The 13,798-nt window shown below is 66.2% G+C and carries 10 protein-coding genes, 2 pseudogenes and 1 riboswitch; of the genes and pseudogenes, 4 read left to right on the forward strand and 8 right to left on the reverse strand.

Going from position 1 to position 13,798, the window contains the following annotated elements:
• Positions 1–37 precede the first annotated feature (37 nt).
• Positions 38–1,237, reverse strand: a complete 1,200-nt coding sequence (gene metZ / locus EYR15_RS11460) for an O-succinylhomoserine sulfhydrylase (RefSeq protein ID WP_131003683.1) — start codon at positions 1,235–1,237, stop codon at positions 38–40.
• Positions 1,238–1,294: 57 nt separating this feature from the next.
• A riboswitch (SAM riboswitch) is annotated at positions 1,295–1,374 on the reverse strand.
• Between the two features lie 291 nt (positions 1,375–1,665).
• Between metZ and EYR15_RS11465 the strand changes: the two genes are divergently transcribed.
• Positions 1,666–2,835: a 2'-deoxycytidine 5'-triphosphate deaminase gene (locus EYR15_RS11465; protein ID WP_131003684.1), complete on the forward strand. Its 1,170-nt coding sequence runs from the start codon at positions 1,666–1,668 to the stop codon at positions 2,833–2,835.
• An 18-nt stretch (positions 2,836–2,853) separates the two neighbouring features.
• Positions 2,854–3,141, forward strand: a pseudogene (locus tag EYR15_RS11470) (dCTP deaminase domain-containing protein); the annotation flags it as partial.
• A 236-nt stretch (positions 3,142–3,377) separates the two neighbouring features.
• Here EYR15_RS11470 and EYR15_RS11475 read toward each other — a convergent pair.
• From EYR15_RS11475 to EYR15_RS11490, 4 genes are all read right to left on the reverse strand, one after another.
• Entirely contained in the window at positions 3,378–4,238 is an 861-nt protein-coding gene (locus EYR15_RS11475; RefSeq protein ID WP_131003685.1) for a PhnA-like protein, read from the reverse strand.
• 184 nt (positions 4,239–4,422) lie between these two features.
• Positions 4,423–7,557: a multidrug efflux RND transporter permease subunit gene (locus EYR15_RS11480; protein WP_131003686.1), complete on the reverse strand. Its 3,135-nt coding sequence runs from the start codon at positions 7,555–7,557 to the stop codon at positions 4,423–4,425.
• Positions 7,554–8,726: an efflux RND transporter periplasmic adaptor subunit gene (locus tag EYR15_RS11485; RefSeq protein WP_131003687.1), complete on the reverse strand. Its 1,173-nt coding sequence runs from the start codon at positions 8,724–8,726 to the stop codon at positions 7,554–7,556. The genes EYR15_RS11480 and EYR15_RS11485 overlap by 4 nt, the downstream gene beginning before the upstream one ends.
• A gap of 177 nt (positions 8,727–8,903) precedes the next feature.
• Entirely contained in the window at positions 8,904–9,215 is a 312-nt protein-coding gene (locus tag EYR15_RS11490) for a winged helix-turn-helix transcriptional regulator (protein ID WP_428977144.1), read from the reverse strand.
• Positions 9,216–9,364: 149 nt separating this feature from the next.
• On the opposite strand from EYR15_RS11490, the gene EYR15_RS11495 reads away from it, so the two are divergent.
• Complete coding sequence (locus EYR15_RS11495; RefSeq protein ID WP_131003689.1) at positions 9,365–9,973, forward strand: NAD(P)-dependent oxidoreductase; 609 nt, start codon at positions 9,365–9,367, stop codon at positions 9,971–9,973.
• Between the two features lie 66 nt (positions 9,974–10,039).
• Here the strand turns inward: EYR15_RS11495 and EYR15_RS11500 are convergent, their stop codons facing one another.
• Both EYR15_RS11500 and EYR15_RS11505 read right to left on the reverse strand, forming a co-directional pair.
• Positions 10,040–10,999, reverse strand: a complete 960-nt coding sequence (locus EYR15_RS11500; RefSeq protein ID WP_131003690.1) for a nickel/cobalt transporter — start codon at positions 10,997–10,999, stop codon at positions 10,040–10,042.
• Positions 10,996–11,652, reverse strand: coding sequence for a DUF1007 family protein (locus EYR15_RS11505; protein WP_131003691.1), 657 nt, complete (start codon positions 11,650–11,652; stop codon positions 10,996–10,998). The genes EYR15_RS11500 and EYR15_RS11505 overlap by 4 nt, the downstream gene beginning before the upstream one ends.
• 159 nt (positions 11,653–11,811) lie before the next feature.
• Between EYR15_RS11505 and ssuE the strand changes: the two are divergent.
• Positions 11,812–12,306, forward strand: a pseudogene (ssuE, locus tag EYR15_RS17180) (NADPH-dependent FMN reductase); the annotation flags it as partial.
• Between the two features lie 27 nt (positions 12,307–12,333).
• Here the strand turns inward: ssuE and EYR15_RS11515 are convergent.
• Positions 12,334–13,743 (reverse strand): FGGY family carbohydrate kinase, encoded by a 1,410-nt coding sequence (locus EYR15_RS11515; protein ID WP_205741628.1) that lies wholly within the window; start codon positions 13,741–13,743, stop codon positions 12,334–12,336.
• Positions 13,744–13,798: the final 55 nt, after the last annotated feature.

A 13,798-nucleotide genomic window follows, 5' to 3' on the forward strand; every position in this document is an offset into this window, starting at 1 on the left:
CGGACCATGATGCCTGAGGACGGCGGTGGAGCGTTTGTCACACCGCCTTGAGGGCATGCTCCACGTCCTCGAGCAGGTCATCGACGTGCTCGAGCCCGATCGACAGCCGCAGCATGGCGTCGGTGATGCCGAGCTCCGCCCTCGCGTCGGGCCCAAGCCGCTGATGCGTCGTCGTCGCGGGGTGGGTCAGGATCGATTTGGCGTCGCCGAGATTGTTCGAGATCTTGACCACCCCGAGCGCGTCGCCGAAGCGGAAGGCTTCCGGCTTTGCGCCGTCGAGCGTGAAGGCGACCAGCGTGCCGCCGCCCGCCATCTGCTTTTTCACCAGCGCGGCCTGCGGATGGTCCGCCCGCCCGCAATAGGTCAGCTGCTTCACCTTCGGATGCGTCGCGAAGAAATCCGCGACCGCGGCTGCGCTCGACTGCGCCTTCTCGACCCTGAGCGTCAGCGTCTCGAGCCCCTTCGCCAACACCCAGGCGTTGAACGGCGACATCGCCGGTCCGGTCTGCCGCAGGAAATTGTGCAGGTGGTCCATCACGAATTTTTCTGAGCCCAGCACGACGCCGCCGAGCACCCTGCCCTGCCCATCGATATGCTTGGTCGCGGAATAGACCACGACGTCAGCGCCGAACTTGAGCGGCTTCTGAAGGACCGGCGTCGCGAACACGTTGTCGACCACGAGACGGGCGCCGTTGGCGTGCGCGATCTCGGCGATCGCCTCGATGTCGTAGACCTGCAGCGTCGGATTGGTCGGCGTCTCGATGAACAGCACCTTGGTCTCGGGCCGGATCGCCGCACGCCATTGGTCGAGATCCGCCCCGTCGACCAGGGTCGACGAGATCCCGAAGCGAGGGCAAAGATCCTCGACCACATAGCGGCACGAGCCGAACAGGGCCTTGGCCGCAACCACATGGTCGCCGGCGTTGAGCTGGCAGAGCATCGCCGCGGTGACCGCCGCCATGCCGCTCGCCGTCGCGCGGCCGGCTTCGGCGCCCTCCAGCGCAATCATCCGGCGCTCGAAGGTCGCGACCGTCGGGTTCGAGAAGCGCGAATAGATGAAGCCGGGGTCGCGCCCGTCGAAGCGGGCTTCCGCCGCGTCCATCGTATCGTAGGCGAAGCCGGAGGTCAGATACATCGCCTCCGACATCTCGCCGAAGCCGGAGCGCGCCTCGCCCTCGTGGATCAGGCGGGTGGCGTCACGCAAAGGACGGTCTTTGGGAAGGCTTTCGCGGCTCATGGTCTGCGACCTCAGACTTCAAAAGCCGGGTCGCGCATAGGCCCTTCAAGTCAGGGCTGATCCGCGCGTCCGGCCTTTTAGCAGGTTGTTTTTACGTGGCTGCAAGCCGGCCGGCCCAAGGAACCACGGGAGAGAAGCCGTCCTAAGCCCGCCGCCGCTTGGCGTCAACGGCCGGGCGCCGTAAAGCGGCACCTAATGTTGATACAGAAGCGGGTCCGTGAACCGCATGAGACGGGAGACTGTGGAACGGCTCATAATGGCGAGCCGAATCAGTCAGTTAGTAATCTCGCAAGCTGTGGATGGACGACACCGCGGGTGGGGAAAAAGAGACATCTCCCGGGAGCGATGATCGTCGCGCGGAGTTTGGATTGGAGTGTGTTCCCGCACAAAGGCTATGGCTCTAATCGACGACCAAAGGGCTACCTGATATGAACCATTCTCCCCCACCCGAGCTGTTTCGCGGAGGCTCGTTGCCGCTTGATGGTGAACGCCTTTCGCAAAATGCAGGGGTTCTACCTTCCCAGTGGATCCGGCGCCTCAGCGCCGGAAAGGCAATCATCGGGCGCCCATTCGATGACGGCCAGATCCAGCCCGCAAGCCTCGATCTTCGCTTGGGGCGTAGGGCGTTCAAGCTGGCCGCAAGCTTTCTACCGGGTGCTTCGACGGTCGAAGATCGAATAAAGGAGTTCGCTTCTTACCAGATTGATCTAGAGACGCCACAAATTCTAAGTAAAAATGGCGTTTACCTCATCGAGCTTGAGGAAAGCCTTAAATTACCGGACAGCATCTCTGCCTTTGCTAACCCAAAGAGCTCAACAGGGCGGCTTGATATATTTACGCGGGTCGTCACGGACAAAGCCGAAGTGTTCGACGTCGTGCCCGCTGGGTACGAAGGCAAATTATGGCTTGAGGTGTCTCCGCGGACGTTTGAGGTGAAAGTCGTCCGCGGTTCTCGGCTAAGTCAACTGCGGTTTCACAAACTGAATTCAATGCATCACAAGACCAGTCGCTTTCGGCTAGACGATGGCGCGCTACGTCGCCTTCATAGAGAGACGCCTCTAACCGATAGTGAGCCTGTAATAAGGCAAGGCCTCAATTTGCGTCTTAACCTTACTCCAGAAGGAAAAAATCCAGTCGTAGCGTATGAGGCGCGAAATTACACCGGATTTATTGATATTAGCAAAATAGACTACTACGATCCGATTGAATTCTGGAAACCTGTTGAAGTACCGCCTCGTGGACGAATGATCCTCACTCCCGGCCAGTTTTATATTCTTGCTTCAAAGGAACGCATTCATATCCCGAAGACCCATGCGGCGGAAATGGTAGCTGTTGATCCCGTTATGGGAGAATTTCGAGTCCACTATGCGGGGTTCTTTGATCCCGGATTTGGGTCTCAAAACGGCGGAGCCGGCAGTAGAGCGGTGCTTGAGGTAAGAACCTATGACATACCGTTCTACATAGAGGATGGGCAGACTATCGGCCGATTGGATTTCGAGGAAATGAACGAAGAGCCCCACCAAGGTTATGGGGAGAATGGCCAGTCTAATTATCAAGGTCAGGGGTTGAAACTTTCAAAGCACTTCAAAACCTTATAAGCTGAGGTGTTACGTCGCGCCGCCGAGTTGGTGCCGTTCGACCCGATGGTCGGCGAGTTCCGCGTGCGCTACGCCGGCTTCTTCGATCCCGGCTTCGGCCACGCCCAGGCGAGCGGCTTAGGCGCACGCGCCGTGCTGGAGGTCCGCAGCCACGAGGTGCCGTTCATCTTGGAACACGGCCAAACCGTCGGCCGCCTCGTTTACGAGCGCATGCTGGAGCGCCCCCGCGCGCTCTACGGCGAACTCGGGGCTTCGAACTATCAAGGCCAGAAGCTCAAGCTGTCGAAGCACTTTAGAGCGCGGTGACGAGCCTCCGCAGGCTGGCCTGACGCGGGTCGATCTGGCGTCCCAGAACACAGAGATGGAAAGAGAACGAAGCAGGACGCGCTCGATTCGTTCTCCTCGACAGAGGAAGAACGCTTTCGGACGAGCGCGTCTTAATAAAACGTGTCGGTGGTGCGAGTGACGAACAACGCGGGTCGATAAGACGCGAAAAAGGCCCCGCTCGGCCGTAGCCAAGACAGGGCCTCCTCATTGCCTGATCACCAGGTCCTAAGCGCGGCGACGCCTGCGCGGCCGCCCAGGGCGCCGGCGAGAGCGCCGAGAACGAGGGCGAAGAACGCCACGAACGCGCCGAGCGAGCCGGCCTTGGCCGCCGTGTCGGCCGCCTGCTTGGCCTGCTCCTTGGTCCGGGCGGCGAAGGCGGTGTAATCGGCCTGATACTTGTCGATCTGGGCCCTCGCCTGATCCTGCGGGATGTTCTGGGCCTTCGCGAGCGCATCGGCCGCCTGGGTCTTGGCCTGCTCCTGCTGCGCGGGATCACCGGTCAAGGCCGCGCGAACTGCCGAAACCGCCTTGTCGCGCAACGCCGCCGGATCGTCGCCGGAGCTGTTGCGGATGCCGGATTCGATCGAACCCATCGGGTCCGACGCGTTGGCGAGCGCAGGCGCCGCGGTCTGCGCGGCCGTCGCGATCGCAGATCCTGCGCCGCTGAGCGTGCTCGTCACGCCGGAAAAGGCGCCGCCCACAACCGCGCCGACGGTCGTCGTCAGGAGGTAGAGAATGATCAGCGTCGTGGCGGCCCAGGCGGTGAGGCCGTGGAAGACGCCGGCGTCTTTGCGGTCGACCCCCGATGTGCGACCGGCGACGTAGCCTCCGGCTGCCGACGCGATGATGCCGGAGACGACGGCCCATATGCCGGCGCTCAACGAAAACGTCGAAGCCGCGGGTGAAGCGCCCTCGACAGGGTGAACAGTCGCAAGTCCAATTCCGAGACCGAGCAGGCTAAGAATAACTTGCACGATCAGCGCGATCGCGACGCCCGCGAAAACAGAGCTCCAGGCAATGCGGTTCAGCCGGAATGTTCCCGGTCTGTCGATGGGGTCGGTAGAGTAAACAGTCATAGCATTCGCCTCTCTGGCCTCGGGACAAGCTCTCGGAGAAAACTGTCCAGCGTCTTCGAACGCTTTGAAGCCGGATTTGTTCGACATGCAGGCATGTGAAACTGCCTAGACGATCAAACGCCTCATGGAGCGACCAGTCGGCGCTCGGCCTCAACGTCGGCAGGCGGCTGAATTCAGAGCGCGCCTACTCCGCCGGGGCGGGCGATGCCGCGACGTGCGCGTGCCGCTTACCGCGGAGCCGGATCGCCAGGCGGTCGAGGTAGAGATAGACGATCGGCGTCGTGAACAGGGTCAGCACCTGGCTGACGGCCAAGCCGCCGACCATGGCGTAGCCGAGCGGCTGGCGGAGTTCCGAGCCGACGCCGGTCCCGATCATCAGCGGCACGCCGCCGAGCATGGCGGCGAGCGTCGTCATCAGGATCGGGCGGAAGCGCAGCAGGCAGGCCTTCTTGATCGCCTGCTCGGAGGAGAGCCCCTCGTCACGCTCGGCGGCGATGGCGAAGTCCACCATCATGATCCCGTTCTTCTTCACGATGCCGATCAGCAGCACGATGCCGATCAGCCCGATCAGGCTGAACTCGAAGCCAGCGAGATAGAGCGCGCCGAGAGCGCCGAGCCCCGCAGAGGGCAGCGTCGAGAGGATGGTCAGCGGGTGGACGTAGCTTTCATAGAGCACGCCGAGGATGATGTAGACGGCGATCAACGCCACCAGGATCAGCGCCGGCACGGTCGAGATCGAGGCTTGGAAGGCTTGCGCCGTGCCCGCGAACGAGCCGACCAGCGAGGCGGGGGCGCCGAGTTCGCGCTTGGCGTTCTCGATCGCCTCGGTCGCCTGCCCGAGCGACACGCCGGGCGCGAGGTTGAAGGAGAGCGTCACCGCCGGGAACTGGCCCTGATGGTTGATCGTCAGCGGCGCAGTCTGCGCCGTCGTCCATGACGCGAGCGCGGAGAGCGGGACCTGCTCGCCGCTCGTCGGCGCGCGGACGTAGAGCCGGTTCAGCGTCTCGACGTCGCCGCGCTGCGCCGCCGGCGCTTCCAGGATCACCTTGTAGCTGTTGAGCTGTGTGAAGAACTGCGCGACCTGCCGCTGCCCGAACGCGTCGTAGAGCGTGTCCTCGATCGCCTGCGGCTGGATGCCGTAACGCGACGCCTGATCGCGATCGATCTTCAGGGTCAGCGTCGCGCCGGAATCCTGCTGGTCGGAGGCGACGTCGCGAAGCCCCGGCAGCTTCTTCATCGCCTCGAGCATCCGCGGCGCGTATTCGTTCAGCGATTCGAGGTTCGCGTCCTGCAGGGCGTATTGGTACTGCGTTCGCGTCCTCCGCGCGCCGAGCCGAACGTCCTGCGCGGACTGAAGCAGCAGCGTCGCGCCTTCGACTTCGGCGAGTTTCGGCCTGAGCCGCGCAATGATTTCGTCGGCGGACGCGTCCCGCTGATCCTGCGGCTTGAGCTGGATGAAGCCGCGGCCGGCGTTCGGCGCCGCCGCCCCGCCGCTCGCTCCGATCAGGCTCCCCATGGTCTCGACCGCGGGATCGGCGAGCACGATCGCGTCGAGCGCCTCCTGACGACGCGCCATCTCGGCGAACGACACGTCCTGCGCCGCCTCGCTTGAGGCCGTGATGAGACCGGTGTCCTGCTGCGGGAAAAAGCCCTTTGGAATCGCGAAGAACAGCCAGACGGACGCGCCCACTGTCGCGAAGAAGATGAGGAGGGTGACGAGCCGGAAGCGCAGCGCCGCGTCGAGTCCGCGCTCATATCCCCGCACCATCGCGCCGAAGCCGGCCTCCACCGCGCGGTAGAACCGGCCGTGCCGCGCGTGATGTTCGTTCTTCAGGAACCGCGCCGACATCATCGGGGTCAGCGTCAGCGCAACGACCGCCGAGACCACGATCGTGATCGCGACCGTCATCGCGAATTCGCGGAACAGCCGACCCACAATGCCGCCCATTAGAAGCAGCGGGATGAAGGCCGCGATCAGGGAAAAGCTGATCGAGACGACTGTGAAGCCGATCTCGCCGGCGCCCTTGAGCGCGGCCGGAAACGGCGCCATCCCGTCTTCGACGTGGCGGGCGATGTTCTCGATCACGACGATGGCGTCGTCGACCACGAAGCCGACGGCGATGACCAGCGCCATCAGCGAGAGATTGTTGAGGCTGTAGCCGAAGGCGTACATCACGGCGCAGGCGCCGAGCAGCGAGATCGGCACGGCGAGCGCCGCGATCGTCGTCGCCCACAGGCTTCTCAGGAAGACGAAGATGACGCCGACGACGAGCGCGATGGTGATCACGAGCGTCATCTCGACCTCCTCCAGGGAGGCGCGGATGGTCGTCGTGCGGTCGCTCATAATTTCGACCTTAAGCGACGGCGGCAGCCCGGCCGTGAGGCGCGGCAGCTCGGCTTTCACCGCATCCACGGTGTCGACCACATTCGCGCCGGGCTGCTTGCGGATGACGAGGAAGAGGCCGCGCTGCCCGTTGATCCACGCCGCCTGCAGGCGATCCTCGGGACCCGGAACCGCCTGGCCGACGTCACGCACGCGGATCGGCGCGCCATCGCGATAAGCGAGGATCACGTCGTTCCACTTGGCCGCCTCGGTGAGCTGGCCGTCGGCGTAGATGGTGAAAGCGCGCTTGTCGCCGTCGAGCGTGCCGTTCGGGCTGTCGGTCGTCACCGTCGCCATCACGCCGCGGATGTCCTCGAGCGTCAGACCCTTGGCGGCGATCTTCTGCGGATCGATCTGGACGCGGATCGCGGGCTTCTGCTCGCCGGCGACGGTGACCTGTCCAACGCCCGAGATCTGGCTGATCTGCTGGGCGATGCGGCTGTCGGCAAGATCGTTCGCTTCGATCAGCGGCATGCTGTCGGAGCGTATCGAGAGCAGCAGGATCGGGCTGTCGGCCGGATTGGTCTTGCGATAGCTCGGCGGCGAGGGAAGGTTCTGCGGCAGCTGGCCGCTCGCCGCGTTGATCGCGGCCTGCACGTCCTGCGCGGCCGCGTCGATGTCGCGGTCGAGCTCGAATTCGGCGGTGATCGTCGTCGCGCCGATCGCGCTGACCGAGGTCAGCTCCGCCACGCCCGGAATCTGCGCGAACTGCCGTTCGAGCGGCTGAGCGACCGAGGACGCCATCGTCTCCGGACTGGCGCCCGGCAGGTTGGCGGAGATCTGGATCGTCGGGAAATCGATCTGCGGCAACGGCGCGACCGGCAGGCGCGAGAATGCCGCGAGCCCCGCGAGCGTGACGGCCGCCATCAGCAACGAGGTTGCGATCGGCCGCCGGATGAAGGAACCAGAGACCCCACCCGCGCCGCCGCCGATCATTGCGTGACGCTCTCGCCGCTGCGGCGGCTCGCCTGGGCGACGCCGCTGACAGGGCGCGCCTCGAGATGGGCGCCTTGCGTGACCCGCGACGCGCCCACTGCGACGACCTCGTCGCCGTCGTCGAGCCCGCGCTGGATGACAGCGACGCCCTCGGCCTGCCGGCCGACGGTCAGCCCTCGTTTCTCGGCGGTCGCGTCGGTCTTCACGACGAAGGCGAAATAGCCGTCAGGCCCGCGCTGAACCGCATCCTCGGGCACCGTCACCACGTTCTGGAGCGTGTTGACGAAGGCGCGGACGCTGACCGACTGACCGGGCCACAGCCGGCTATCGGCGTTGGCGAATTTTGCTTTTGCCCGAAAAGTGCCGGTCTGCTGGTCGATCTGGCTGTTGAGCACGTCGAGCTCGCCGGTCGCGAGCTCCCGGCCGTCGGGCGCGAGCGCGACCGCCTTGACCGGACCGCGCTTCATCGCGTCGGCGACTTCGAGGAAGTCGCGTTCCGGAAGCGTGACCACGGCCGTGATGGGCTGGATCTGCGAGAGCGTCACGATGCCCGTGGCGTCGGTCGCGCGCACGAGGTTGCCGCGATCGACCAAGTGAAAGCCGGCCCGTCCCGCCATCGGCGCGCGGATCGTCGTGTAGTCGAGCTGGACCTGCGCGCTCTCGACCGCGGCCTTGTCGCCCTCGATCTGCGCGCGGAGCTGCGCCACGGTCGCACGCTGCCCGTCCACCTGCTGGCGGGAGGTGAAGTTGCTCTCGACCAGCCGTTCGGATCGCGCGAGGTCGCGCAGGGCGTTGGCGAGCTGGGCCTCGTCCTGCGCCTGTTTCGCTTTGGCTTGATCGAGCGAGGCCTGATAGGGGCGCGGGTCGATCTGCGCGAGCAGATCGCCCTCCGCGACCATCTGGCCTTCGGCGAAACCGACCTTGAGCACCTCGCCGTCGATCCGGCTCCTGACGGTGACGACGGTGAGCGGCTGGACAGTCGCAAGCCCCGTAAGCGAGACCGGCACGTCCGCGCGCCGCGCGGCGACCGTCTGCACAGGAACGGGCTTGGCCGGAGCGGCGGCGGCGTGCTGTGGCGCGGCGTCGGCATGGCCGTAGCTCCGCCACGCGACGTATCCGCCGCCTGCGAGCGCCGCGAGCACGAGAACAAAGATCGTGCGGCCTGCCATCGACGGTCCTACGAGACGCGCTTATGCGCGAGGGGGGATCATGCCCTGCTCTATCGAGCGGCGGCGGGCCGCCCTCGATCGCCGGATCATCTTAGAGCAGACGGCTCTCATCGACGATATCACCGCCGATGAAGTCATTGTGTGAACGACAGCGCCAAGCGAGAGGCCGTCGAACGCTTAAACGCGGCGATCGTAGGCGCCCTGCGATTCCGCCACCGCCGCCATGCGGGTTTCGGCCCAGTCGATCATCAGGCGGAGCGCCGTCAGAAGCTCGCAGCCGAGCGGCGTGACGCCGTAGGTCACGGTGACCGGAACGGTCGGCTCGACCTCACGCGTGACCAGCCCGTCCCGCTCCAGGGACCGAAGCGTCTGGCTAAGCATCTTCTGCGAAATGCCGCCGATCCGGCGCTTCAGCCCGTTGAAGCGCATGTCGCCCTCCCCCAGCAGCAGAAGGATGAGCACGCTCCACTTGTCGCCCACCCGGTCCAAGAGCTGCCGCGTCGGACAATCGCGATCGAAGACGTCGCCGCGGCGCGGAGCGGTTTCGCCGAGGTGACCAGGTGAGGGTAAAGTGCCGTCTTGCGTCATGGGTTTCCATCAGCGACCTAGTCGCTAACGTAAACCAAGGAGGACGAGCCATGAAAGTCGCAGTGCTTGGCGCAAGCGGTCACGCCGGTTCGGAGATCACGGAAGAGCTCGCAAGTCGCGGGCATGAGGTGCGGGCCATCGCCCGGAATCCCGACCGGATCCCTAGCCTGCCCGGAATTCAGGCCGTTGCAGGCGACGCGTCCGATCCGGCGGCGCTGGCCGAGCTGATCCGCGGAAGCGACGCCGTCATCAGCGCGCTGCATTTCGACGTGGCGGCGGAGACGCTGCTGTCGGCGCTGAGACAGGCGGGCGTGGGGCGTCTGCTGGTCACGGGCGGAGCGGCGAGCCTTGTGACCAAGGACGGCCAGCGACTGTTCGATACGCCCGAATTTCCCGAGGAATGGAAGGTCTTCGCGAAGGGCGGCATCGTCTTCCTCGACGCCATCCGCGGCGAGCAGGCGATCGACTGGACCTTCTTCTCGCCCCCCGCCCAGATCTTCGAAGGGCCGCGGCTCGGCCGCTTCCGGCTGGGCGGCGACGAACTCGTCACCGACGAAGCGGGCGAGAGCAGGATCAGCTTCGCGGACTACGCCATCGCCATGGTGGATGAGCTGGAGCAGACCAAGCACAGTCGCGCCCGCTTCACCGTCGGCTATTGATCAGCACCGCGAGGTCACTGTCGGGCCGACCCTCTTCGATCGGCGGCTCGCACGTCGCGTCTTGCCTCAGCCCGGCCCGCCGGCGCCCATCAGCAGCATCCCGGCCAGCATCAGAGCGCCGAACCCCAGCACCACCAACGCGGCCACGGTTTCGAGCCCCGCGATCAGAACGGCGCCGAGACCCGGCCGAGACGCTGCGATCCTGAGCGCTGTCGACTTGGCGCCGACAGCGAGCGCGGCGATCGCGGCGACGGTGACGGCCGTGCCGACGGCCATCGCGAAGGTCGCCGCGACGCCGGCCCAGACCAGCCCCTGCGCGAGCGCAAAGACCAGCACGATCAGCGCGCCCGTGCAGGGGCGGATGCCGACAGCGAGCACCGCAAGCGCGGCTCGGCGGAGATCGAAGCGGCCCTCGACCGTCGCAGGGTCGACGCCATGCGCATGGCCACAATCCGGGCCATGGACATGGGCGGAGCGCCCGGTCAGCGTTCGGCCGAAGCCGCGCCCCTTGCGCCAGAGCAGCACGAGGCCGAGCGCGACGATGGCGGCGTAGCTCGCGGCCTCCAGCCAGAAGGTGGCGGCTCCCATCGCGACGCTGGTCGCGCCGATGACGATCGCGAGCACGCCGACCACCGCGATCGCGCTTAACGCCTGCGCTAGCGCCGCGACCGCGGACAGCGCCACGCCGCGGCGAAAGCCCTCGCCGGTCGCAACCAGATAAGACGAGATCACCGCCTTGCCGTGGCCGGGCCCCGCGGCATGGAACACGCCATAGGCGAAGGACAGGCCGAGCAATGAAGCGAGCGCCGCTTTGTCGGTCCGGACCGCTCGGATCGCCGAGGAAAGCGATTGGTAGAATCCGGACTGCTTCGCCGCGATCCAGCCGAACAGGCCGTCCGCCGGGACCGCCCCGCCGCCGTCAGGACGGCCGACGCCGAACGGGCCGGCGTTCTGCGCGAATGCGTCGGCAAGGCCGAGCGCGAGACAGGCCGCGACGACGGCGCAGATCGCGACGGCCCGCCTCATTTGCAGGCGACGAGCAGCGTGTTCGAGAACTGCGCGCCGAAGTTCGAGCCCGGCGAAAGGCCGGTGAAGAAGCTTTCGGAGAGCGTCTTTTGCTGGCCCGGATCCGGCGCCTTCGGCCGTTCGAGCGCGACGCCGCAGCCGGTCGGCGCCGAGACGGTCTTCGCCGGATTCTCCTTGGCGAACTCGAAGGCCACGAAGTAGGTCGGGTCGTAGACCTCGACCCGGAAGGGCTGGCTCGCAGCCGGCGCGTTCTCCTTCACCGGCAGGGTGAAGTGGAGCGTGAGCAGCTTGTCCGCGCCCATCTCCAGCCAGTAGTCGACCGGCTTGGCGAAGCTCACGCGCTTGTCGCCGTCGAACTTGCCGAAGGTGAAGAACTTGAACTCGTCGAGCGAGGTCACGTTCACTTCCGCAAGCGGCTGAAGCTCCTCCCGGCTGAACTGGCCGTCGCCGTTCGCGTCCAGCCCTTGCGTGGAGAAGGACGAGAACATCTCGTCGAAGGTCCATGCGTGACGGACCGCCGCGAGCCTGCCGTCCGCGCCATAGATCAGTTCGCTGCGCGCCGTCACCCAGACATGCGGATGCGCCTGCGCGGGAGCTGCGGGCAGACCCGAGAGCAGGAGAAGCACTGCGAAGACGAGACGCCGGAGAATCATAGGAAGGCTCTGCGCGACATGCCGTCGTTGATGTCGCCGAGGAGTGGGGCCGAAAGGCGGCGGGGGAAGCCTGCATGGACTCCCGCCCCGCCGCATACCATATCAGCGGCTCCCGGCGCGGTTCTCGCGCGGCTCCTCGCTCAAGTTTGAAGAGGCGCGATGCGCTCGGCCCTCGTGATCTCCGGCAGCCCGTCGCTGACCTCGCGCACCGCGGCGCTTGGCGACCATGTCCTTGGCGCGCTCGCGGCCCGCGGGCTCTCTGCCCGCCACATCAGGGTCAGGGAGCTCCCTGCCGAGCCGCTGATAGCAGCCGACCGCTCGTCGCCGCCGGTCGCCGAAGCGCTCGGGCTTCTCCGTGAGGCCGAGGGCGTCGTGTTCGTCACGCCAACCTATCAGGCGGCCTATTCCGGCCTGCTCAAGCTGTTCCTCGACCTGCTGCCGCAGACCGCGCTCGCCGAAAAGGCCGTGCTGCCGCTCGCGACGGGCGGCACGCTCGCCCATGTGCTGATGCTCGATTATGCGCTGCGCCCCGTTCTGCATGCGCTCGGCGCGCGGCATTCCGTACAGGCCTGCTTCGTCACCGAGAGCGCGATCGATGTGAGTTCGCCCGGCTTCGTGACGGATGTCAGGCAGGCGGAACTGCTCGAGCAGGGGCTCGACGCGTTCTGCGCCGCGATCGCGTCAGTTTCGCCAGCCCCGGGACCGCGAGACGGCGTCGGCGAAGCGGCGCGTCCGCGCGTCGCGGTCGACCGGCCGGGGCGCGAAACGGCGCTCGCCCTCGGGGGCGGAGAGCGCGACGCCTGATCCGAGCGCGGCCAGCGCCGCCGCTCCGAAGGCCGTCCGCTCATCGAAATCCGCCACCACGATCTCCCGCCCAAGGCTGTCAGCGAGGAACTGCGCGAAGTAGCTGCTGCGGGCGAGACCGCCGTCGATCGAGATCGCGCGTTTGAGCGGCACGCGCTCGTCTATCGCCGCGATGACTTCGCAGGCGCGCAGCGCGATGCCTTCGAGCAGCGCCTGGGCCATGTCCTCGCGCGTCGTCCCGCCTGACATGCCGAGATAGAGCGAAGCGGCCGAGCGATCCCAATGGGGGCAGGCGAGACCCGAGAGCGCGGGCACGAAGACGAGGCCGCGATCGATCGCAGGCTCCGCGTCGAAGCGGTCGAGCTCGGCGACGTCGCTGACGACGCCGATCCGCGTCGCCCACTCCACCGCAGAACCCGCGTCATAGACGCCGCCATCCACGGCGTAGAGGGTTTCCGTCCCCGTCGCCCAGGCGACCGTCGGCAGCAGGCCCTTTTCGGGCGCGCGCACGATTTGGTCTCCCGTCACCGCGAGCGCAAAGGCGCCGGTGCCGAAGGTGATCTTGGCGTCGCCGGCCTCGCGGCAGCCATGGCCGTAAAGCGCGGCCTGCTGGTCGACCATCGCCGCACGGACAGGGACGCCCGAGATCGAGCCGAAATCGCCGACCGTCGGCCGGATCTCCGGCAACGTCTCGATCGGGATGCCCAAGAGAGCGCAGAGGTCCGAATCCCACCGACTGGTCGCTAGGTTCATCAGTGAGGTGCGGGACCCCGTCGTCACGTCTGTGGCGAAGACGCCGGCCAGCCGGTCGAGAAAGAAGGCGTCGGTCGTGCCGAGCCTGAGTCGGCCGGCGGCCAAAGCTTCCTTCGCCGCCGGAATTTCCCGAAGGATCCAAGCGAGCTTGGACGCGGAGAAGTAAGGGTCCAGCGGCAGGCCCGCGCGCTCCATTACGAGGTCCGCGCCCGCCGCGCCGAGACTGGCCAGATCGGCCGCGGTGCGGTCGTCCTGCCAGACGATGACCGGCGAGAGCGCGGCCTTGGTCTCCGCGTCCCACGCAAGGCAGCTTTCGCCCTGGTTCGCGATCGCGATGGCGTCGACCTCGCCCGCCGCTTCGAGGCAGGCCAGAATGTTCGAGACGAGCTCTTCCGGATCGTGCTCGACCCAACCGGACGCGGGGTAAGACTGCCGGTGGCGGATCGCCTTGCATATTTTGGCGGCGCCCGTTCGGTCATCCGCGACCAAGACGCGGGTCGAAGTGGTGCCTTGGTCGATCGCGGCGATGCGCATTTCGAATGAACTCTCCCGTAACCGACGGTTAACCCGGATTAACCCGGAACGAACC

This window comes from Hansschlegelia quercus (assembly GCF_004310425.1).
Taxonomy (GTDB): domain Bacteria; phylum Pseudomonadota; class Alphaproteobacteria; order Rhizobiales; family Methylopilaceae; genus Methylopila; species Methylopila quercus.